Raw genomic sequence first — 1,021 nt, 5'->3', positions numbered from 1 at the left:
ATCACTTAGTAGCACGCGAAAGTCTGAAACTTTCCCTACAATACCTTTCATGTTTTCTTTTGGTATCGTCCATATATTTTTGTCAATTTGTTCAAGACGCAAATAGCGCAATGGATATGACCGTGCTCCTGTCAAAATCAATAACTTCAGTGCTAAATTTGAAAGGATCTTATCATCCAAGCTTTGATAAAATGCCGGAACCTCTTGCCATGGCATAGCAGGAATATTTGTTGATGTAGCACGTGGTTTTCCTAAAAGAGCGCGTGCTTTCATACAAGCCTGTAAATCAACATCTAAACCAAGAGCCGCAGCATATTTCAAGCAAATATTGATACGGTTAAGTGCTTTTCGCGCTGTGTCTGCTTTTTCATGCCAAAGGGGCGCGAGAACATTGCGAATGATATTGGCTGTTAATTTTTCTATAGGTAAATTACCTATGTGTGGAATCACGTGCAACTCTAGTGGAGAAAACCAGCGACCGTTTTTACCTTCATTTTTCAACTCTGCTTTTTTGCTTTCAAAAGCCGCTTTTGCAATTTCTTGAAAAATATTGCTTTGCTGTTTTAAAATAGTCTGTTCTCGAAAGACAATAGGATCATTGCTTTCTTTAAGAATATCACTATAATATCTTGTAAGCTCACGCGCTTCTTTTAAAGAGAGTTTCGTAACAGGACCAAGTCCCATTTCACGGCGCTTATTGTGGTGCGTATAGCGAAAAAACCAAGAGCGTGTATTGTCTTTTCGAACATTCAACCATAGCCCCGCCCCGTCACAATATTTACCCTGCGAGGACGTCTTTACGAATGATGCTGATAACCGATGAATCGCCCTCACTTAACGTCCCCTCTCGTCCACCTTTTCAAGCATTGCTCGTCCACCTTTTTGGGTCACCTTTTAGACCACCTTTAATTTCTGATTTGAGATTTTTTCTTTAATGCTTACTTTTTTTATTGAATCATAAAAAGCTATAGACATCAATACGCCCTTACACATCTTTATATACTTTGAATCTTGTTGCTAA

The 1,021-nt window shown here is 38.9% G+C and carries 1 protein-coding gene; it reads right to left on the bottom strand.

Features of this window, described 5'->3' with window-relative positions:
- Positions 1–834 (bottom strand): tyrosine-type recombinase/integrase (locus ACFIMA_RS09720; protein ID WP_375693780.1); only part of this gene is annotated, 834 nt, incomplete at its 3' end.
- Between the last annotated feature and the right edge of the window lie 187 nt (positions 835–1,021).

The sequence above is a fragment of the Bartonella sp. AP88HLJMH genome, from assembly GCF_042195605.1.
Lineage (GTDB): Bacteria > Pseudomonadota > Alphaproteobacteria > Rhizobiales > Rhizobiaceae > Bartonella.
This window is presented reverse-complemented; position numbering and strand designations above follow the sequence as displayed.